Origin of the sequence: Streptomyces sp. NPDC051243 (genome assembly GCF_044455405.1) — a bacterium.
Lineage (GTDB): Bacteria > Actinomycetota > Actinomycetes > Streptomycetales > Streptomycetaceae > Streptomyces.
Window position 1 is genome coordinate 79432 of the sequence record NZ_JBITES010000015.1, and the last position, 21839, is coordinate 101270.

Annotated in this window: 9 protein-coding genes; 2 read left to right on the forward strand and 7 right to left on the reverse strand. The window is 71.9% G+C overall.

Annotation, left to right across the window (positions count from 1 at the left end):
• Positions 1-37: 37 nt before the first annotated feature.
• The 7 genes from ACIBAG_RS33560 to ACIBAG_RS33590 form a co-directional block, all read right to left on the reverse strand.
• The gene (locus ACIBAG_RS33560; protein ID WP_399110351.1) at positions 38-1066 is read right to left on the reverse strand and encodes a MupA/Atu3671 family FMN-dependent luciferase-like monooxygenase; all 1029 of its coding nucleotides are present in this window, start codon (positions 1064-1066) and stop codon (positions 38-40) included.
• Entirely contained in the window at positions 1063-8118 is a 7056-nt protein-coding gene (locus ACIBAG_RS33565) for an amino acid adenylation domain-containing protein (protein WP_399110353.1), read from the reverse strand. Before ACIBAG_RS33565 ends, ACIBAG_RS33560 begins: the two co-directional genes overlap by 4 nt.
• A gap of 43 nt (positions 8119-8161) precedes the next feature.
• Positions 8162-11659: an amino acid adenylation domain-containing protein gene (locus ACIBAG_RS33570; RefSeq protein ID WP_399110355.1), complete on the reverse strand. Its 3498-nt coding sequence runs from the start codon at positions 11657-11659 to the stop codon at positions 8162-8164.
• Positions 11656-14220, reverse strand: coding sequence for a beta-ketoacyl synthase N-terminal-like domain-containing protein (locus ACIBAG_RS33575; protein WP_399110357.1), 2565 nt, complete (start codon positions 14218-14220; stop codon positions 11656-11658). The genes ACIBAG_RS33570 and ACIBAG_RS33575 overlap by 4 nt, the downstream gene beginning before the upstream one ends.
• Complete coding sequence (locus ACIBAG_RS33580; protein ID WP_399110359.1) at positions 14217-17318, reverse strand: amino acid adenylation domain-containing protein; 3102 nt, start codon at positions 17316-17318, stop codon at positions 14217-14219. Before ACIBAG_RS33580 ends, ACIBAG_RS33575 begins: the two co-directional genes overlap by 4 nt.
• A 5-nt stretch (positions 17319-17323) precedes the next feature.
• Entirely contained in the window at positions 17324-18496 is a 1173-nt protein-coding gene (locus ACIBAG_RS33585; RefSeq protein ID WP_399110361.1) for an argininosuccinate synthase-related protein, read from the reverse strand.
• Positions 18497-18569: 73 nt separating this feature from the next.
• Entirely contained in the window at positions 18570-20474 is a 1905-nt protein-coding gene (locus ACIBAG_RS33590; protein WP_399110363.1) for a non-ribosomal peptide synthetase, read from the reverse strand.
• A gap of 70 nt (positions 20475-20544) precedes the next feature.
• Between ACIBAG_RS33590 and ACIBAG_RS33595 the strand changes: the two genes are divergently transcribed.
• Both ACIBAG_RS33595 and ACIBAG_RS33600 read left to right on the forward strand, forming a co-directional pair.
• Positions 20545-21066 (forward strand): thiamine pyrophosphate-binding protein, encoded by a 522-nt coding sequence (locus ACIBAG_RS33595; protein ID WP_399110365.1) that lies wholly within the window; start codon positions 20545-20547, stop codon positions 21064-21066.
• Positions 21067-21070: 4 nt separating this feature from the next.
• Positions 21071-21640, forward strand: coding sequence for a thiamine pyrophosphate-dependent enzyme (locus ACIBAG_RS33600; protein ID WP_399110366.1), 570 nt, complete (start codon positions 21071-21073; stop codon positions 21638-21640).
• Positions 21641-21839 lie beyond the last annotated feature (199 nt).

The window sequence follows — 21839 nt, forward strand, 5'->3', positions numbered from 1 at the left end:
GGTGAGGGGGGCGGCCCGGCGGCCGCCCCCCACCGTGTCAGACATCCGCGCACACCTCGCTGAGCCCGGCCAGCGCCTCCAGCCCGCGCAGCACCTCGTCCACCGGCAGCCCGAAGTCGACCAGGCAGGCGATCTCGTCCACCCCGAGCTGGGCCAGTGACTCCACGATCGGCAGGCAGTCCTGGACCGAGCCGATCAGACACCGGCTGCGGGTGTAGCCGTCGTAGACGTGTTCCAGCATCTCGGTGAGCTCCTCCTCCGGCACCTCCCCCGAGGAGAGAGCGGCGGGAAGGGCGAAGAGGTTCAGCGACGAGCGCATGTACGCCGTCAGCGGCGCCCTCGCGGTGTCCCGGGCCCGCTGCCCGTCGTCGGCCACATAGGTGTGCAGCATGACCGCGACCCGCTCCCTGTCCAGGCCGTGACCCGCCTTCTGCAAGGCCTCGCCGTAGTCGACCAGGTTGTCCTCCAGCTGCTCCCAGGTCTGGCCGAGCAGATGGGTCAGCACTCCGTGCCCGAGCTCCCCGGCGAGGGCGAAGGTCGCCGGGGAGCCCGCCGCGGTGATCCACAGCGGGATGTCCTGCTGGACCGGACAGGGGAAGGACCGAATGGCCACCATGCCGCCGTCGGGCCCGGGCCGTTCGACCTCCTCGCCCGCCCACAGGGACCGGACCTCCGCGAGCTTCGACCGCAGGGCGGACTTGTTGTCCGCGAAGGCGTCGGGGGCGAGCACGAAGTCCCTCGGATTCCAGCCGGATGCGAGCGCCAGTCCCGTACGGCCACCGGACAGCTGGTCGACGACGGCCCACTCCTCTGCCACCCGGATCGGGTCGTGCAGCGGGAGAACCACGCTGCCGGCCCGGATCTCCACACGTTCGGTCATGGTCGCGAGGGCGGCCGCCGTCACCGAGGGGTTCGGGAAGGGCGCGCCGAACTCGTGGAAGTGCCGCTCGGGTGTCCAGACTGCCGTGAAGCCGTGGGAGTCGGCGAACCGCGCCGCCTCCTTCAGCAGACGGTACTGCTCCTCGGGGGCGTCCCCGCTGGAGAAGAAGAAGAGGCTGAACTTCATGCGGTGGCTCCTGCCGGTGCGGGGTCGACGAGGCCCGGAGCGGAGTCCGGTTCGAACAGGAGGCGGAAGACGGCCTCGCGGTAGAGCCGGAGCAGCTCCTGCGCGTGCCAGGGCCCGTCCGCGTCCCTGCACAGCAGTTCCACCCGCAGGGAGTCGGGCGCTTCGATCGGGAGGAACTGCAGGCTCTGTCCCGGCGGGAGGGTGTCCGGCTCCAGCGCCTCGAAGGGCGCGCCGGCCAGCAGGACGTCCTGGCCGTCGTCACGGACGTAGGTGAAGGACACCGGCTGCGAGGTGTGGGCGGCCAGCGCGGGGTCCTGGGCCGCCAGGTCGCCGAAGGGCACCAGGCGCACGGACTCGATGCGGGCATGGACGCGCTGCGCCTCGGCGAACGCCTCAGCGGGGGACTGCTCCGGTGCGAAGCGCAGCGGTACCGGGACGACGTTCGCGAACGCGCCCACCGAGTCGCTCAGCGCGGAGTGCACCCGGCCGTCGAACGCGACGGAGAAGCAGACGCCCTGCTCGCCGGTCCGGCGGGCCAGCGCCGAGGCGAAGGCGGTGAGGTGCAGCAGGAACGGAGTGGTCCGGCGGTCCGCGCACCACGAGCGGATCACGGCGTGCAGGGAGGCTTCGGGGCGCCAGCTCACACGGTGCACGGGTGCGGTGGGCGGCACGGTGTCCGATGCGCGCTGCGTGGGCAGCAGCTCCCGCCACACGTCCAGCGCCTGTGCGAAGGACGGCATGGACGGCAGCTCGTCCCGCCAGGCCAAGTACCGCAGGAATCCCGGGTCCTCGGCCGTGGCCGCGCCGGGCGCCGCGTCGTAGGCCTCGGCGACCGACCGGACCAGGTTGAGCAGGCCGATGCCGTCCAGGGCGGCCGCGTGGACCGTGAAGGAGACCAGCAGGCCCTCCTCCGGCACCCGCACTGCGCGCACCCGCAGCAGGGCGTCCCGGCGCGGGTCGATCGGGTCGGCCTGGCCTGCCTCGGCCAGCCACTCGTGCGCGCCCCGCGGCGGCGGAGGCGTCGGCAGCCGCAGCTCCTCCACGCTCGCCGCGTGCTCGCCCGGGGCGGCCAGGACGGGGCCGCCGTTGTGCGGGTAGCGCACCCGGAGCGCGGGGTGCCGGACCAGCACCGCGTCAAGCGCCGACTCCAGCCGTCGCAGGTCGAGTTGAGCCCCCGCACGGAAGACGAAGGTCTTCTGGTGGGCGGCGCCCGGGCTCTGGACCCGGCGCAGCAGCCCGCCGGGGACGGTGTCAGGAAGCCGTGGCGGGGGCAGGGTCACCGCGTCGTCGGGCCGGGCGGACCTGTCGGCCACGACAGCCGCCAGTGCGGACGCCGTTCCGGCCGTGTAGAAGTCGCGGATCGACAGACGAACGCTGAATGTCTCGCGGACGAGGTGCAGGGCTCGGGTGGCCAGGAGCGAGTGGCCACCGGAGTCGAAGAAGTCGTCCTCGGCCCGCAGTCGCGGCTCCTGGAGCAGTTCGCGGAAGACGCCGAGGACCTTGGTCAGGACAGGGTCGTCGCCGTCGTCGGTGGGCTGCTGCGCGGCTGCCGACTCCGGGTGCGGCAGCCGGGACGGGTCGACCTTGCCATTGACGTTCACCGGGAAGGCGTCGACCACCGTGAACGAGGACGGCACCAGCGACGGGGGCAGTTCCTCGCGCAGCCGGTCGCGGACCGTGCCTGCCAGGTTCTCCGCGTGGCCCGCGGAGATGAGGTAGGCGTCGAGGCGCTTGTCGCCGCTCTCGCCGGTGACCCGCAGATAGACGTCCCGCACGCCCGGCACCCGCCGGACGACCAGTTCGATCTCGCCGAGCTCGACGCGCGTGCCGCGGATCTTGACCTGCTGGTCGCCGCGGCCCAGATAGAGCAGGTCGCCGCTGGACAGCAGCCGGACCCGGTCGCCGCTGCGGTAGGTGCGCTCGCCCGTCACCGGATGGGTGGAGAACCGCTCGGCGGTCAGTTCGGGCCGGCCCAGATAGCCCGTGGCCACGCAGGGGCCGCTGAGGAACAGCTCGCCGATGCTCCCGTAGGGCACGGGCCGGCCCGCCTTGTCCTTGATCTCATAGGTCACGTTCTGGATCGGACGGCCGATCGGCGCGTACCGGGGCCAGGTGCGCGGAGGGCCCGTGAAGCGGTAGAAGGCGACGCAGTGCGTCTCGGCCGGGCCGTAGTTGTTGATGAGTTGGCACTCCGGGAGTGCCTCGAAGAAGCGGATCATCTGCTCGCTCAGGCGGAGTTGTTCGCCGGTGGTGGTGATCTCCCGCATGGTCGCGAAGAGCGAGGGGTCCGCCTGGTAGCGGGCGGCGAGCGCGTGCATGAGCGAGACCGGGAAGATCGCCTTCTGTACGCCGTGGTCCCGGATGAACGCGGGTAGCAGCTCGTGGTCGTGCTTGTCCTCGTCGTCGACGACGTGCAGGGATCCGCCCGAGCACAGCGCGCCGAAGGTCTCGTGGAAGGAGACGTCGAAGCCGAACGAGGCGAACTGAAGCCAGCGCGTTCCGAGGGGGGTGACGCGGGTGTCGTAGTCGGCCAGGTTGGCCAGGGCCCGGTGGGTGAAGTGGATGCCCTTGGGGCGTCCGGTGGTTCCGCTCGTGTAGGTGACGTAGGCACCGACGGCCAGGTCGACCGCGTCGCCGGGCAAGGGTCCCTCGGGGCCCTGGATCCGTGTCACGTCGGCGAGTTCGAGCGGTTCGGCCCCGGTGGCGAAGCGGGCGTCGGTCGCGTCGGCGCAGAGCACGAAGCGGGCGCCGCTGTCCTCGGCGATGACCGCGAGTCGCTTCGGGGGGTGCGCCAGGTCGAAGGGCACGGGGGTTGCGCCCGCCCGCATCACGCCCAGGAGTGCGGCCACGAGGGGAACGCCGCGCTCCATCGCGATGCCGACGGTGTCGCCGTGCGCCACGCCGCGCTCGGTGAGCAGGCCTGCGATGCCGGCCGAGATCCGGGCGAGCTCCCCGTAGGTGAGCCTCATCCGCTTGTCGGCCACCGCGGTGCGCTCGGGATGGCGTGCGGCGAGCTCCGCGAAGACGGCGTGCACCGGCCGGTCCGGTACTTCGGCGAACGGGCCGACGAGGGCTGCCGCGGTGCGTGCCGCGGCCTCGGGGGTCTCGACGGGCAGGTCGGCCGCGAGGGTCTCGGGGGCGCTGGTGGCCCGGTCCAGCAGCTGGCCGAACCCCTCCTGCCAGGCGGCCACCGTCTGGGCGTCGAAGCGGTCCGAGTCGTACATGAACCGGCCCGACAGCGTGCCGTCGCGGCCCAGCCACCAGCTCAGCGAGAGCTCGTAGGTGCTGGCCTCGCGGTCGAAGGGCACGGTGACCGCGCGCAGGCCCTCCGGCGCCGGGGGCGCGCTGGCGTCCTCGCTGAGCATGTTGAACAGCACCTGGAACACCGGGCTCACGGACAGATCGCTGTCCGCGCCGAGATGCCGCGCGAGCACCTCGAACGGCAGGTCCTGGTGGTCGAGGGCGTCGGTGAGGCGATCCTGCGTGCTGTGCAGCAGGTCGCGGAAGGTGTGCTGCCGCTCCCAACGGGTGCGCATCGGCAGGGTGTTGACGAAGTTGCCGATGAGCTCCCGGGTCTCCGGGCGGTGCCGTCCGGAGACCGGCGTGCCCACGACCACATCGCGGCTGTCGCTGATCCGGCCGAGGAAGAGCGAGAACGCGGCGGACACGACGACGAAGGGCGTGGTCCGCTCCCGGGCGGCCAGTTCCCTCACCCGCGTGGCCAGTTCGGCCGGGAGGCTGAAGTCGAGGTTGCGGCCCGCGTAGCTGCGGGACGAGGCGCGTGGGCGGTCGGCGGGCAGCTCGATCGCCTTGGGGGCGTCGGCCAGTTCACTCGTCCAGAACTCCAGGTGGCGACGCATGTCCGCGGATTCGAGCGCCTCGGCCTGGCCGAGAGCGTGCGCGGCCAGCAGGCCGTCGAGCGGTGGCAGGTCGGGGACCTCGCCGCGGACGCGGTGTGCGTAGGCGGCGTACAGGTCGGTGAGGAGGATGCCGGTGGAGCGGGCGTCGGCGCAGATGTGGTGCACGGCCATGGCCAGCACATGGCGTTCGGGCGCGAGCCGGAAGACGCGCGCGAGCAGGACGGGTGCGCGGTCCAGCGGGATCTTGGCGGCGAGCAGCGCGCGGATCCGCTGGCGCAGCTCGTCCTCCGTGACGTCCTCGACCGGCAGGTCGACCTCGGCGGCCGGGTGGATCTGCTGCACCGCGCGCCCGTCGACCACCGTGTACACCGAGCGCAGCGCCTCGTGGCGCGCCACCACGTCGCGCAGGGCGGCGTGCAGCGCCCTCGTGTCGAGGGGGCCGCGCAGGTCGGCGAGGACGGGGACGTTGTACGCCTCGGCAGCGTTGTCGATCTCGTCGAGGAAGACGAACTTCTCCTGATGGGGGGTCAGCGGCAGGAGGCTGCGGGGGCGGTCGGTCACGGGGGCCGTGGCGGGGGAGGCCGCGCGCACGAGTTCGGCGAGCCGGCGCGGCGTCGGGCCGCGCATGAACGAACCGAACGGCACGACCGCGCCCCAGCGGGACTTGGCGGCGGCGACGACGCGCTGGGCCAGCAGGGAGTCGCCCCCGAGGGTCAGCAGGTCGTCGTCGGCGGTCACCTCGTCCACGCCGACGGCCGCACGGAAGAGTTCGCGTGCCTCTTCCTCGAGGTCCGCGCCGGGTACGGCGTCTCGGGCGGGCGCGTCGGGGGCGGCGTCCTCGGCCTCAAGCCAGTACCGCTGCCGGTGGAAGGGGTACGCCGGTACGTCCACCACTGAGCCCGGTGCCACGTCGGCCGGGGGCAGGACGGCGCCCTGGACCCCTGCGGCCCAGGCGCTGACGGCGCCTGCCAGCAGGGTGTCGGCGCCGGGCCGGACGCCCTCGGGGAGGCTCGGCAGGATGGAGACCAGGCGCCCCAGCCGGCCCAGGGCCTCGGCGGCCGGCGGCTGAGCGTCGGGCGTGACCGCCGGACGTGCCACGGTGAGCCCGCGCGGTGGCAGCGTGCGCAGACCGGGCGAGGCGGGCGCACCGGCTCCCAGATGGGCGGGATCCGCCGCCCGCCCGGCGGGGACGAGTTCACTGCCGTCGGCGTCGTACCAGGTCAGCTTCGCGGGGCCGAGGGTGAGGCCGCGCGCCGCCGTTTCGACGGGTTCGCCGGTGGCGAGCCGGGCCAGCAGACGCTTCAGCTCTTGTGGGGGCAGTACGCCGGTGAGCACGGCTGCCGCCAGCCGGCACTCCGGGGCGGCGAGTACGGCCGCGGGCTCAATGCCGTGCTCGCGCCAGACGGCGGTGGCGCCGAGGGCCGTGACCGTGGCCAGGACGGCGTGCGGCAGGGCGCCGAGGCTGGGGTCCGAGCCGGGACCGAGGCCGGACCGCCAGGCGTCCAGGAGTGGGTCCGCCGCCGTCCGGAATGCCGGCAGGGTGTCGTACAGGTCGCCGAAGAGGTCCGCGATCGGTCGTGGGAAATCCAGCAGGAGGGCCACCGGCCGGGCCATGGGGGTTGCGGTCTCCGCCGGTCCGACCCGGACGATGTCGCCGCCGGGACGCCACAGCAGGGCCCGGCGCAGGGGGTGCTGGGTGCGTCCCCGCCGCAGGGTGAACGCGATGTCGTGCGCTCCCTCGGCGGAGGTGACGTTGCTGAGGTGCTTGCGCAGTTGGGTGTCCAGGGCGTCGAGGGACTCGGGTGACCTGGCGGTGAAGGCGAGCAGGACGGAGTCGTCGGCGAGCACGGGCGCCGGTGTCCGGGGCTGCCGCGGGGCCTCCTCCACCAGCAGGTGGACATTGGTGCCGCCGATGCCGAAGGAGCTCACCCCCGCCCTGAGCGGGTGTGCTCCCTGCCAGGGGCGCAACTCCCGGTTGAGGTAGAACGGTGAACTCGGCAGGTCCAGATGGGGGTTGGGCTCCTCGCAGCCGAGTGTCGGCGGCAGTTCGCGGTGGTGCAGGGCGAGGACGACCTTGATGAGGCCGGCGATGCCCGAGGCCGAGTCGATGTGCCCGATGTTCGACTTCACCGAGCCGAGGGCGCAGAAGCCGGTCGCCGTCGTCGTCTCCCGGAACGCCTCCGTCAGGGCGCTGACCTCGATCGGGTCGCCGAGGGCGGTTCCCGTGCCGTGGGCTTCCACGTAGCTGACGGTGTCGGCCGGGATGCCGGCCAGCGCGTGGACGGTGGCGATGAGTTCGGCCTGTCCGGCGGCGCTGGGCGCGGTGTAGCCGCTCTTGGAGGTGCCGTCGTTGTTGACGGCTCCGGCCCGGATCACGGCGAGGACTCGGTCGCCGTCCTCCAGCGCGTCCTCCAGGCGGCGCAGCACCACCAGGCCGACGCCGCTGGCGAAGACGGTGCCGGCGGCCTCGGCCGAGAACGGGCGGCAGCGACCGTCCGGGGAGGCCGTCCCGCCCTCGGTGTACAGATAGCCGAGGTCGCGGGGCTTGATGCAGGAACCGCCGACGACCATGGCGTCGGCCTCGTAGTCCAGCAGTGTGCGGCAGGCCTGGTGCACGGCGGCCAGGCTGGACGAACACGCGCAGTCCACGGCGAGGCTCGGACCGGTCAGTCCCAGCCGGTAGGCGAGCTGGGTGGCGGTGAACCCGCGGTCGTTGCCCATCAGGGTCCGGTGCCAGCCCAGCCGCTTGATGGCGTCACGGTGGGGCAGGACGTTGTCCAGGAGGTAGTCGGAGTGGTTGAGGCCGAGGAACACGCCGATGCGCCCGGAGAACCGGACGGGGTCGATCGCGGCGTGCTCCAGGGCGTGCACGGCCGTCTCCATCAGGAACCGCTGCTGCGGGTCGGTGATCTCCGCCTCCGCCGGGGTGAGTCCGAAGAACCCGGCGTCGAACAGCGCGGGATCCGCGAACCTCTTGCGTACGGCCACGTAGGCGGGGTCGTTGATCAGGCTCTCGGGCAGCCCGGCGGCCCGCAGCTCTTGGTCGGGGACGTTCTCATTGGGCTCCCCGCCGCTGCGCAGCAACTGCCAGTACTCCTGCACGGAGTCGGCGCCCGGGAAGCGGCAGGCCATGCCGACGACGGCCACGGCCGGGACGTCGCCGTCCACGGGTTCGGGCAGCGCTTGGGACATGTGGATGCTCCTAGGGGAAGTCAGATGCGGTGGGCGAAGCGGGTCAGGCGCCGTCGGATTCGCGTGCGTACGGTGGCCGTTGCTGTCGGGCCGCGGCGATCTCCTTCTTGCGCCGTACCTGTTCGCGCCGCTGCTGCTGCGCCATGCGGCGTGCATCGATCCGTTCGTTCACCTCGGTGGCAGCCCGCTCCCCCGGCCTACCCGGGGTCTCGGCGCTCTGTGCAGGCCGGGTGACATGAGCGGCGTACCGGCGCACCGTGGGGTGGCGGAAGAGGTCCACGATGCGGGCGTCGGGCACCAGTTCCCGGCGCACGGCGCTCAGCAGCCGGGCCACGAGGATGGAGTTCCCGCCGATCTGGAAGAAGTCGTCATCGGGGCCGACGGAGGGGTTGCCGAGCACTTCGCGCCACACGGCCAGCAGACCGGTCTCCAGTGCGCCTTCGGGCTCCTCGGCCGGTCGGGCGGGCGCGGCGAGCGGGATCTCCGGGAGGGCCCGCCGGTCCACCTTGCCACCGCTGGTCGTGGGCAGTTCGGGCGTGGCGGCGAAGGCCACGGGGATCAGCGCATCGGGGAGTGTGCGGCCGAGGCCCGCGGCCAGGGCGGCCTCATCGACGCCGCTGCCGGGTGCGGGGACGCAGTGCGCCACCAGGGCCGGGCCGGACGGGGTGTGCTGCACACACACGGCGCAGTCGGCGATTCCCGGCAGGGAGTTGAGCGCCTGCTCGATTTCCTCCAGCTCCACCCGGTGGCCGTTGACCTTGACCTGGTTGTCGATCCGGCCGACAACCTCCAGGGTGCCGTCGGGCAGCCACCGCCCCATGTCGCCGGTCCGGTACACCCGGGTGCCGGGGTCTCGGCCCAGGGTCACGAAGCGCTCCGCAGTCAACTCCGGCTGGCCCACGTAGCCGTGAGCGACCCCGGCGCCGCCGATGACGAGCTCGCCGTACATGCCGACCGGCAGCGGAGCGAGCCGGTCGTCGACGACGTACACCTCGTTGTTGGCGAGCGGCTGCCCGATGCGGACCGGCTCGGGGGCGTCCGGCACCTGCCAGCAGGTGGACCACACGGTGGTCTCGGTCGGGCCGTACATGTTGAGCACGGTCGGGATGCCGAGTTCCTTGAGCCTGCGGGCCAGGGTGGCGTCCAGGGCCTCGCCACCGACCATGAGGAGCTGCAGCCGGCTCAGGGCCTTCTCCGCGTCGGGCAGCCGCAGCACGCTGCGCAGCAGGGTTGGGGTGGCCTGGAGGGCGTTGGCCCCTTCGGCGAGGATCAGTTCGGGCAGTGTGCGGGAGTCGTCGGCGTCGCCGAGGGTGAGGGTTTCGGTGGTCTCGGCGAGGACGACGGGCACCCGGCGGGCCTGTGTCCACAGCAGTTCGACGACGGAGATGTCGAAGGTCGCGGCGGTCACGGCCGCCCACACCGGGTTGTCCGGCAGCGGTACGGCCCGGTCGAGCGCGACGAACAGGTTCGTCAGGTTGTGGTGGCTGACCTCGACGCCCTTGGGCTGCCCGGTGGATCCGGAGGTGAAGATGACGTAGGCGGCGTCGTCCGGGTCCGGGGTGTGGGGGTCGACGGCGGGTGCACCGCTCCGCAGGAGTTCCTCGGAGCGCAGCCGGAGCGCGGCGCTGCCGCGGCAGTGGTCCGTGTACGGTCCGGCCGTCACCAGGGCCGCGCAGGCGGCGCGGTCCAGCATGGCTGTGAGCCGGTTCTGCGGCGAGCGTCCGTCGAGCGGCACGTAGACGAGTCCCGCGTGGAGGATGCCCAGGACGAGCGCGAGCAGGTCGGGAGAGCGGGGCACCAGGACGCCGACCCGCTGACCGGGACGCAGGCCCGCGTCGCGCAGGCCGGCCGCCACGCGCGCGGCGGCCGCGGCGAGCTCGCCGCGGCTCATCCGCCGGCTGCGGAAGCGGACCGCAGGGCGTTGCGGGTCCTCGGCCAGGGCCTTCCGTATCTCGTCGTACACCGGGCGCGCCGGCACGGGGACGCGCGCCGCCGCGTTCCAGGCGTCGATCCGCCGCGCGTCGGCCGGGTCCGCCAGTTCCAGGGAACCGACTGTGGCGTCCGGGTGGTCGCACATCGCGTTGACCAGCCGCTCGTACAGGGTGACGAACCGTTCGGCGTCCTCGCGGGAGAGCAGCGTGTCGTTGAAGATGAGCTGCCCTTGAAGCCCCTCGGTGTCCGGCTGCACCTTGAACATCAGGTCGTACTGGGCCGAGTAGATCGGGCAGTCGGCCTGCCGGGCCTTCACTCCGGGCAGCCGCAGCTCCTCGTCCGGATAGCTCTGGAAGATGAAGAGGGACTGGAAGACCGGGGAATGGGAGGTGCTGCGCTCCGGCGCCGCCGCGGAGACCACCTGGTCGAACGGAAGGTCCTGGTGGGCGAATGCGTCGAGGACTGCGCGCCGGCAGCGGCGGACGTAGTCACGGACGGACTCCTCCGCATCGATGCGGGTGCGGATGGTTATCGAGTTGAAGAACAGGCCCAGGGTCCGCTCCAGGACCGGGTAGGCGCGGTTGGCGAGGGGGCTGCCGACAGTGATGTCGTCGGTTCGGGACATCCGCGACAGCAGGAGGCTGAAGGCGGCGACGAGGGTGCCGTACAAGGTGCTGCGGGTCTCGGAGCCCAGTCGGCCCGCGGCCGCGACCGTGTCGGCGCCCAGCCGGAAGAGCAGCTCGGAGCCGTGGAAGCTCTGCACCGTCGGCCGCTTCCGGCCGGGGACCAGCTCCAGCGGGGCCGGCAGGTCCGCGAGCGTGCGCCTCCAGTACGACCGCTGCCGCTCGGCCATCTCGCCGCCGAGCCATGACTGTTCCCAGACCGCGTAGTCGGCGTAGTGGACATCGACGTCGGCGAGCCGTGCCGCCCGGTTCTCCAGTCGGGCCGCGTACAGCTCCGAGAGCTCCTTGCGCAGCAGCCCGGCCGACCAGCCGTCGGAGATGACGTGGTGCTGGGTGAGCACGAAGGTCCAGCTCTGCGGACCCTTCCTCAGCAGGTCGAAGCGGATGAGCGGGGCCCGGGACAGATCGAAGCGGGTGGTGACGATCTCGAAGAGCAGCTCGTCATGGCCGCCGTCGGTCACGTCGTGGACCCGGAAGTCCGCCGGGCACCGCGGGCTGACCGACTGCACGAGTCCGTCGTCGGTCTCCACCAGGGCGGTGCGCAGCACCTCGTGACGGTGCATCACCTCCTCGGCAGCGGCACGCAGGGCCGCCGCGTCGACGGGGCCTTCCAGGTCGTAGGCGAAGTACATGTTGTAGACGGGCAGGTCCGTGCCGAGCTGCTCGACGAGCCACAGGCGTTGCTGGGCGTACGAGGCGGGCAGCGGGGCACTGCGGTCGGCCCGTTCGATGCGGACGCCGCGGCGCGCCTCCTCCTCCCGCTGCTCCCGCAGGAAGTCGACGATCTCGGCGCGGCGGGACCGGATCTCCTGCCGGATCTCCTCCGGTATGCCGCCGCCGTGCGTGGAGGCCAGCAGCCGGTCGCCGTCGAGGGAAAGGCGGACGCCGGCGGCGGCCAGGTCGGCAAGCAGGTGTGACAGGCTCACAGTTCCACCGGCTCCCAGGTCGTTTCACCGTCGGCTGCCCGGTCGTCGGAGAGCTGCCGGTACAGGTGCATGGCTGCCAGTTCCTTCTCGACGAGCGTCGCCATGTCCCGGAAGGACTCCCCGGCGAGCAGGTCGCCCAGGCTGATGCGGACGCCGTAGGTCTCCCGCAGCCGGGCCAGCACCTGCACGGCGATGATGGAGTGGCCGCCGAGGGCGAAGAAGTCGTCGTCCTCCTGGATGCCGTCGACGCCCAGGACATCGCGCCAGATGGCGGTGAGGACGACGGAGACGTCCTCCTGCGCGGCCGGTGCGGGGGCGTCTGCGGCGGCTTCTTCCCGTGCGGCGGGTCCGGGCACGTTCGGCCACCAGTGCCGCTGCCGCGCGAACGGGTAGGCGGGCAGCGGAATGCGCCGACCGGCGCCGCCGGTTCGCAGCCGCGTCCAGTCGAGGTCGCCGCCGCGTTCCCACGTGCGGGCCAGGAGGCCGAGCCACGCCGTCCAGGAGACCAGGCCCTCGGCCAGGTCGAGGCCGCCCTCCGGCGCCTGTGCCGCTCGGGGGTCCATGACGGCGTCGCGGGACATCTCCGCCAGGTGGCGGGCCGCGCCCTCGTGGCCGACGGGCAGGACCGTACCCTGCTGCGCCGACCTCACCTCGATGGTCAGGGCGCGGTGCGCCGCCGATTCGAGCAGTCGGTCGATCTCCTCCAGCAGCGACTCGCAGCGGCTGAGGTCCTGGCCCGCCTCCGCGAGCCCCACGGCCTCGGTGTGCAGGAGCGCGGCCCGCAGCGCGATGTCGGCGGGCAGGGCGCCCGCGACGGCGCAGGCAACGTATTCGCCGGCCCCGACGCCGACCAGCGCGTCGGGTCGGGCACCGACGTCCATGAGCGCGGTCAGGCCGCCGTGCAGGCGCCACAGGCGGCGGCCCGCCTCGTCGGCGGCCGCGGCCCGCCCCAGGGCCTCGGCGAGCTGCGGCAGCCGCGTGTCGAGCTCGGCGGTGAGCGCGCCCGGCACGTGGTCCGGCCGTACGGTCACCACCCGCTCCCGGAGTGTGCGGGGCTGCGGATCGGCGGCGAGGGCCGTGCTCAGGTCGGCGGTGCGTGCGGCGACCCAGGCCCGCCGCCACGGGTGCTTGCGGCGGCCCGACTGGAGCGTGGCCGCCACGTCGGCGACCGGGAGCTCCGGTTGCCGCTCCAGCGCCCGGGCGAGGGCTCCGCTCAGATGCCGGAACGCCTCCGAGGTGTGCGAGGAGAGGGGGATGATCCACGGCTCGCCGTCCGGGGTGGAGGCCGGTGCCGGGGGCGGTTCCTCGACGATCACGTGGGCGTTGGTGCCGCCCATGCCGAGGGCGGTGACTCCGGCGCGGCGCGGCTGCCCGGAGTCCGGCCAGGGCCGGGTCTCGGTGTTGACGCGGATCCCGCTGTCCGTCAGGTCGATCTGCGGGCTCAGCTCGGTGTGGTGCGCGGTGGCGGGCAGGACGCCTTCCCGCACGGCCAGCGTCGCCTTGACGAGACCTGCGATCCCGGCGGCCGTGTCCAGGTGGCCGATCGAGGACTTCACCGCGCCCACGGCGAGCGGCCCGGAGGCCTTGTGCGCGGCCCGGGCCTCGCGCAGCGCGGCCAGTTCCACGGGGTCGCCGAGCGCCGTGCCCGTGCCGTGGGCCTCGACGAAGCCGACGGTGCCCAGGTCGATCCCGGCGTCGTCGGCGGCGGCGAGGATGACGTCGCGCTGGCCCGTCACCGACGGCGCGGCGAAGCTCAGCCGGTCGGCGCCGTCGTTGTTCAGGGCGGAACCGCGGATCACCGCGTGCACGGTGTCCCCGTCGTGCAGGGCGTCGTCGAGTCGGCGCAGGACGACGACGCCGACTCCGCTGCCGGGCACGGTGCCGTCCGCCGACGCGTCGAAGGGGCGGCACACACCAGTGGGGGAGGTCACCGCGCCGTCGCGCCAGTCGTAGCCGTGCTCGTGCGGGAGCTGGACGGAGACGGCACCGGCGAGAGCGAGGTCGCAGTCACCGGCGAGGAGACTGCGCCGGGCCAGGTGGACGGCGGTCAGCGAGGTCGAACAGAGGGTGCTGACGTACACACTGGGGCCGCGCAGGCCCAGGTGGTAGGAGACCCGCAGAGGCAGCGAGGCGGGGTTGCCCCACTGCTCGACGTAGGTCCGGGCGACGGGGTCGTCAGGGTCGGCGAGGGCGGCGTAGCGGTTCTCCCCGCTGCCGCAGAAGACGCCCACCCGGACGTCGGGTGTGTCGGCCCAGCCGGCGTCCTCCAGGGCGTGCAGGGCCTCTTCGAGGAACAGGCGGTGCTGCGGGTCCATGGCGGCGGCCTCGGCGGGTGCGATGCCGAAGTACTCCGCGTCGAAGAGGTCGGCATCGTCGATGGCTCCGGCCACCGGTACCCGGCGGGTTCCCGCAGGCGATGCGGGGGCCGCACTCTCCGTGCGCCGGACCGCGGTCTCGCCGCTCAGCAGCCGCTGCCAGTAGGCGGTGACGTCGCCGCCGCCGGGGAACCGTCCGGCGAGACCGACGATCGCTACGGCGTGCTCGGGGTGGGAATCGGTCATGACGTCTCCTCGGCTCGGTCGGCCGCGACGGCCCTGGCCACCGCGGCGACCGTCGGGTACTTGAACAGGTCGGTCACCGCGAGGGAGGGGGAGATCTCCTCTCTGATGCGCCGGTGCAGGCGGACCAACGACAGTGAGCTGCCGCCGAGTTCGAACAGGCCGACGTCACGGGGCACCCGGTCCGGGGTGGTCGCGAGGACCTCTGCCCACAGGGCCGCCAGGCGCGATTCCAGGACGGTGCGCGGGGCCTCGGAGACGGTGACCGTGTCCCCGGCCGGCGGCGTCGGCAGCGCGCGGGTGTCGAGCTTGCCGCTCGCCGTCACCGGTAGCGCGTCGAGCCGGACCACCTGTGCGGGAACCAGGGCGGCCGGCAGGCGTTCGGCCAGGTATGCCCGCACGGCCGCGCCCTCCAGCCCTTCACTGCCCGTCAGGTAGGCCACGACGGCGTCGTCACGGTCGCGTCGTACGACCACGGCGACGTCGTCGACGTCCGGGTGCCCGAGGGCCAGCCGGCGGATCTCGTCCAGCTCGACACGGATGCCGTGCAGCTTGACCTGGGAGTCGTCGCGGCCGAAGTACTCCAGTTCGCCGCCGGCTGTCCAGCGGGCCAGGTCGCCCGTGCGGTACACCCGCAGGTCCTCGCCGTCCGTGAGCGGCAGGGTCACGAAGCGCTCCGCGGTCAGCTCGGGGCGGCTGACGTAGCCAAGGGCGAGCGGGGTGCCGCCGACGCACAGTTCGCCCACGAAGCCCGCGGGCAGGGGCTGGTCGCCGGCGCCCAGGACGAAGACTCGGGCGCCGGGAACGGGACGGCCGATCGGCATCCGTGGGCCGGTGTCCGTGGGGCGGCAGTGGTGGGCCGTCGTCTCGATGGCGGCCTCGGTGGGGCCGTAGAGGTTGACGACCTCGCACCCCCACACCGACCGCACCGCCTCGACGACGGCAGGGTCCAGGCTCTCCCCGCCGACGAAGACCCGGCGCAGGGAGTCGGGCGGTGCGGCCTCCTCCTCGGCGAGCACGCTCTTGAGGAGCGTCGGCACGAACTGGGCGACGGTCACCCGGTGTTCGCGCATCTCGTGCAGCAGGTGGCGCGGGTCGCGGTGGGCCCAGTCGGGGGCGATGACGATCTCCGCACCCAGGGCGAGCGGCGTCAGGTACTCCCAGAGGGAGGCGTCGAAGACCGGCGGCGTCTTGAAGTAGAAGCGGTCCTGGTCGGTGAAACCGAAGTCTCGGATCTTCCAGGCGATGTTGTTGGCGATGGCCCGGTGCGGTACGGCGACGGCCTTGGGCAGGCCGGTACTGCCGGACGTCGTGATGACGTACGCCGCGTCGGTGTCGTGTACCGGCGCCGGGTCCGGAGCCGACTCCGCGCCGGCTGCCGTGAGTTCGTCCAGCGCGATCACCGGCAGGTCCTGCGTCGTGTCCTTGACGTCGTCGCGGGTGCGGACCACCAGGGCCCGCGCCCCGGCGTCGGCGATCACGAAAGCTCGGCGGCGCACCGGCTGTTCCATGTCGACGGGCAGGAAGGCCAGCCCCGACCGGAGGACGGCCATCGCCGCGATCACGTACTCCGGCGAGCGGGGCAGGCACAGCGCGACGGGCGACCCCGGGGACAGGCCCAGGGCCGTCAGCCGGGCGGCGAGGGTGCGGGTGCGCTCGTCGAGTTCGCCGTAACGGATCTCGGTGTTCCCGTACCGCAGGGCATTACGCTCCGGGGCCGCCTGGGCCCGGGCGAAGAATGCCTGGTGGAGGGGGGCGTAGGGCAGGGCCGGTTCCGGGGCGCCCCAGTCCGCGACGACCTGCGTGAGTGCCGTGCGGTCCATCAGCCGGACCGCGGCGGCCGGGGTGGCGGGTTCCTCCAGAAGCTGGACCAGTACTTCGTGGAAGGCGTCGGCGAGGCTCCGCGCCGTTTGCTCGTCGTAGAGCGCGGTGTTGAACTCCAGCCGTCCGGTCACCCGCCCATCCGCATCGTGGAGGTCGAGCAGCAGGTCGGCCTTGCCGTCACGGGTGTCCAGGGGGAGCTTGCGCGTCACCGTGCGCGCAAGGCAGAAGTCGTCGTCGGTGTCGGTCAGGGAGACCATCGCGGCACCGCGCAGTCCGTCCACCGGGTTCGCGGCCCTGACCTGCTCCCACATGGCATCCAGCGGTGCGCCGCGGTGGTCCATGCTCTCCAGCAGGGCTCCGTGGACGTCGCGTGCGAAGTCCAGCAGAGTCGCGTCCGCGAGGCCGGGACTGCGATAGACCAGCAGGTCGGTGAACGGCCCCACGACCAGTTCGAGTTCCGTCCGCTGCGGATCAGCGGCGGGATAGGTCAGCAGCACGTCCTCGGACCGCAGGAAGTGCCGCAATACGACCGCGAAGGCGGCCATGTGGAGGGCGAACGGGGTGCACTTCAGACGGGCCGACCGCGCAGCCACACCCTCGGGGATGCGCACGGGCACGGATGCCTTCGCGATGCGCTGCGCCCTGTGGGTGCCGCCGACCGAGGGTGGTGAGTTGATCTCCCGCAGGTCGTGCAGATAGGTCTCCCAGTACTTGCGGGCGTCCGCCTCGACGGCAGGATCCGCGAAGCGCCGCTGTTGCCACTCGACGTAGTCCGCGAAGCCAGGGCTTCGCGGCTGTGCGTCACCGCCGGCGGCGGACCGGCCGTCGGATGCGTACTCCTCGGCGAGGTCGCGGAGGAAGACGGTCACGGACAGCGCGTCCATCACGAGGTGGTCGAAGACGAAGAGGAGGACGGCGCTTCCCGGTGCGCTGCGGAAGAGCTGGACCCGCAAGCGCGGTCCCGTGTTCGTGAAGGGCGCGCAGGCCGCCTCGGCGACGGCGGTGGCCACCTCGTCCGCGGCGCACGAGGTGACGCGGACGACCCGCTCGGGCACGGCTCCCAAGCGCTGTCGGGGGTCGCTGTCCGCGCTGTCGTCGATCTCCAGGAGCAGGGCGTCATGCCGTCGTGCCACGGTGCGAACCGCGCGGTCGAACGCCTCGTCGTCGACGGGTCCGGTCACCTCGTAGGCGACCGGCACGTTGAAGACATCGCTGTCGGGGTCGAGTTGCCGGGCCGTCCAGATGCCGCGTTGCTGCTGGGAGAGGGGAAAGTCCATGCGGATCACCGGAGTTCAGCCGCGATCGACCGGCGCTCCCAGGCCTCACGGTCGCGCAGGTAGCGGGGGTGCTCGGCGATGATGGACGTTGTCTCCGCCTGTCCGGCGGACAGCCGCCAGCCGACGGTTCCGCTCACCTGCTCCAGGCACGTGTCGACGAACGCCTGGCAGGCCAGGCGCAGTTCGCCGAACCAGCGGCCCTCCAGCGCCTCGCGCACCCAGACCTGCTCGACGCCGATCTTCTCCCGGAGGGTCTCGGCTTCCAAGACCGCGGTCTCCAGGTGACGGCGCGAGGCGAGGAGCAGGCGGGCGGCCGGCATCTCGCGGATCTCCAGGACCTTGGAGCCGTCGGCCAGGTGCTCCAGACCGCTGTAGCGGCCGAGCCCGAAGGCTCCTGCCCGGGTGTTGAGCGCCTCGATGAGCGCCTCCAGCTTGAGCTTCTCACCGTCGACGGCCACGGGGTTCCCGGCGACGAAGGTGATCTCGACGTGGTCCGACGCGGTCACGTCGCGCAGGCGGCTCCAGCGGTAGAACTCCTCGGGCACGGCGTGTGCCTCGGGGTCGTCGAGCAGTCCGGACTCGAACTCCCGGCACCACAGGTTGGAGTCGCTGCTGACGGCGCGCGTTGCCATCTCGTCGACGCCGGCAGCCTTCAGCTCGTGCATCTTCCGGCCGCGGTCCACGGGGTCGAGGTCGTATGGGCTGCCGTAGGTGCCGCGGAATCCCAGCAGGCCAAGTGCTCCGTTGATGCGGCGCAGCGAGTTCTGGGAGCGATTGGCGGTGTGGAGGACGCCCGTGGCGCCGATCTCCTCTGCCACCCCCATGACGGTCTTGGCGAGGAGGGGACGGCTCAGGGTGGAACTGACGGGGTGGGTGTCCAGGTACACGCCGTGTGCCGCGATGGCGGGACGCACGTAGAGTTCGGCGAACTCCGAGCGGGCATCGACGTGGTGGAACCGTACGCCGATCTTCTCCGCGATGCGCGCCTTCTCCTCGCTGGTCTCGTCGCCGCCGAGGTCGATGCTGACCGCGTGGACGTCGGAGGCTCCGGCCTGGACGAGGCGGAGCAACAGGTAGCTGCTGTCGAGCCCGCCGCTGAACAGCGTCACGACCGGTCTGCGGAGGTCGGATCCGTGCTCGGTCAGATCACGGAAGGACCGTATCAATGGGCCGTACAACGGTGATTCTCCTTGAAACACTCAAAAGGCGCGGTGGGGTGACGCGGGCCGGACGGGTGCGAGACGGAACGGCTCAGCCAAGGCGGCGGCCGAGCTCGGCGGCGAGCCCCGTGACGGTCGGGTTGCGCAGCAACTCACGCATGGAGACGGGGATTCCGAGGACCGCCTCGAGCTGCTTCACCGCACGGACGGCCTTGAAGGAGTCACCCCCGGCCTCGAAGAAGTCGTCGTCGGGGCCCAGGCCGGGGGCGGCGAGGACGCGGCCCCAGACCTCGGTGATCGTGTCCTCCAGGCCCTGTCCGGCCGCCGCGGATCCGTCCGCGGGCGCGGACGTCATCGTCTCGGGCGCCGCCCACTTGGCGAGCAGGTCGCGGTCGATCTTGCCGTTCTGGGTCAGGGGAAGGGCGTCGACGGTGCGCAGCATGGCGGGAACCATGTAGCCGGGGAGGCGCTCCCGCAGGGCGGTGCGCAGCCGGTCGATCGCCTCGGCCCCGCCGGGCAGGACGACGAATGCCGTCAGACGCGCGTCGGCGCCGCTGCCGGTGACGGTTGCCGCCGCCTGCTGTGCGCCGCCGTGGCGGATGGCGGTGGTCTCGATTTCGCCCAGCTCGATGCGGTATCCGCGGATCTTGACCTGGCGGTCCACGCGGCCCAGGAACCTCAGGTCGCCGCTCGGCTCCCGCTGCACCAGGTCGCCGGAGCGGTAGAGCCGGCCGCCGGACCCGCCGAGGTGGTCCGGGACGAACCGCTCCCTGGTGAGCTCGGGCCGGTTCAGGTAGCCGATCGCGAGTCCCGCGCCACCGATGTACAGCTCGCCCGGGGCTCCGTCGGGGACCGGGCGTCCGTCCTCGTCGAGGATCCACAGCACGGTGTCATCGATGGCGTCGCCGATGAGCACGGTGTCCGGTGCGGGGTCACGCGGGCACTCCCAAGCGGTGCAGTAGATGGTGCACTCGCTCGGGCCGTACAGATTGGTCAGGGAGGCGGTGGACCTTGCCTGGAAGCGGCGGACCAGCTCGGGGCTGAGCGGCTCACCACCGGTCAGTACGGCGCGCAGGCCGTCGAAACGGACGTCCTCGTCATGCGCCAGCAGGAAGAGGTCGAGCAGGGAGACCACGCAGTAGAGCACTGTCACGCCCTCGTCGCGCATGAGCCGGGCCAGATACTCCGGTTCACGCTGGCGGCCGTGCTCGGCGATGATCACGGTGGCGCCGAACATGAGCGGCCAGTAGACCTCGATGAGGAACATGTCGAAGCTGCACGCCGTGTGGTGGACCATCCGGTCCGACGGGCCGAGGCGGTGGGAGCGCTGGAGGGCGTTCAGACGGCTGGTCACCGCCCGGTGGCTGATGAGCGATGCCTTGGGAGCGCCAGTGGACCCGGAGGTGTAGATGACGACCGCCGGTTCGTCCTCCAGGTCGGCTACCGGCTCCCAGGCGATCGAGTCCGACGCAGGCGCGCAGTCCTCCATGAGAAGGACGGGCAGGCGGGGTCCTGCGCCGAGGCGGCCGCTGAGCACCCGGTCGGTGACGACCAGCCGTGGGTCACAGTCCTCGAGCATCCCGCGGGTGCGTTCCGGCGGATCGCCCACGTCGATCGCGACGTGCGATCCACCCGCGAAAACCACAGCCAGAATGGCGACGACGAATTCGGAAGAACGGTTCAGGTAGACGGCAACACGATCGCCGGGCCGCACACCGGAGTCCCGCAACTTTTGACATAAATTTACCACACGAATGAGCAGGTCTTTACCTGTGACCTTCTCTCCGTCTTCAATCAGAGCGACGCGGTCGGGGTGTTCTGCGAGCCGTCGATAAAGGGCAACATCAAGCCTGTTTGCTGCTGGCACGTACCTCTCCTCGGATAACCATGTTTCGGCCCGTTTCAAGATCGCAACAGGAAGACTAGCCCGGCGGATTAGATTCGCCGAAGAGGAAGTCGTGTGACTAGTGTCACTGCCATAAATGATGGAAGGCACAGCCCTGGATTCACGTACACTCGCCAGCCATCACATCGGGAGATTACCGACACAAGGGATGAGAAGAACAGTGAAAGCGACTGTTTCCACCAAAGCGGCGAGCTCTGCCGCCGAGGTTCATGACGCGCTGATCACAACCGGGTTCGGCCCGTTTTTTGCGACTCCGTGCGGAGTGCTGGCGCCTTTGCTTTCCCTGCTGGCGCAGCGGCCGGATTACCACGTGGTCGCACGCGAGGACAGCGCCGTGGGTATGGCTGCCGGGGTGAGCCTCAGCGGCGGTCTCCCGGTGGTACTGATGCAGAACTCCGGGTTCGGGCAGTCCGTGAACGCCCTCGCCTCCCTGACCCTGCCGTACGGCCTGCCGGTGCTGCTGATCGTCAGCATGCGCGGCACGGGCCCGGACACGACCACGGAAAATCTGGCGATGGGCCGGCTCACGCCCGTGATCCTCGACGGACTGGGCGTGGAATCCGAATACCTCAGCGGGGAAACGGCGCATACACAGATGAAGTCCGCTTACGACGCGATCGCCGTCGAGAAACGCGCGTTCTGCTTCCTGATCCGTCCCGACGAGTTCGAGTGGAGTGTGTGAGGCAATGCCGTTGCTGAAAACTCCGGCGATCGCCGCGGCCCTGAGCGCCCTGCCCGAGGCACCCACCGTTTTCACCACCGGGTACACGTCCCGGATCGGCGCCTCTCTGGGCGAGCGGGAGAACCACTTCTACATGACCGGCTCCATGGGGCTGGCGGCCAGCGTGGGCATCGGCATCGCCCTCGCCACCCGGCGCACCACGCTGGTGCTCGACGGCGATGGAAGCGTGCTGATGAACCCTGGTGGTCTGATGTCCGCCGGTGCCGCGAAGAATCTCGGGCTGATCCACGTGGTGCTGGACGACGGGTGCTACGACTCGACCGGGGGCCAGACGTCACCCGCCCCGGAGGTCGACCTCACGGGGTGGGCGACGTCTGCCGGATTCCCGACGGTGCACGAGGTGGAAACCGCCGAGGAGCTGACACGCGTCCTGCGCCACGAAGGCGGCAGACCCGCCGCACCGGTATTCGTCCGCTGCATGGTGCGACCCGACACCACTCCCCCGCCGCCCCGCATCACCGACGACCTGGCCTCCGTCGCCCGGCGCTTCACGCGGTACGCGGGCCGTGACTGAACAGCCACTGCCGACCCCCCGCGGCGGCTCGTCCGCGCGCCTCCCGCAGTGGACGGGCCCTTCTCGGGCTGGAGCGTGGGGATGCCCGTACAGGGCCTCCTGCCCCTGATCCACGTGGTGCCGGACGACGGCTGCTACGGCTCCACGAAAGGCCGGCCGTCACCCGGCCCGGGCGTCGACCTCGAAGGTGGGCGGTGGC

What these genes read in the sequence shown, in the direction of transcription:
- ACIBAG_RS33600 (WP_399110366.1), top strand. Translation starts at nt 21,071, where the DNA reads ATGCCGTTGCTGAAAACTCCGGCGATCGCCGCGGCCCTGAGCGCCCTG.
- ACIBAG_RS33565 (WP_399110353.1), bottom strand. Translation starts at nt 8,118, where the DNA reads ATGTCCCAAGCGCTGCCCGAACCCGTGGACGGCGACGTCCCGGCCGTG.
- ACIBAG_RS33580 (WP_399110359.1), bottom strand. Translation starts at nt 17,318, where the DNA reads ATGGACTTTCCCCTCTCCCAGCAGCAACGCGGCATCTGGACGGCCCGG.
- ACIBAG_RS33560 (WP_399110351.1), bottom strand. Translation starts at nt 1,066, where the DNA reads ATGAAGTTCAGCCTCTTCTTCTTCTCCAGCGGGGACGCCCCCGAGGAG.
- ACIBAG_RS33575 (WP_399110357.1), bottom strand. Translation starts at nt 14,220, where the DNA reads ATGACCGATTCCCACCCCGAGCACGCCGTAGCGATCGTCGGTCTCGCC.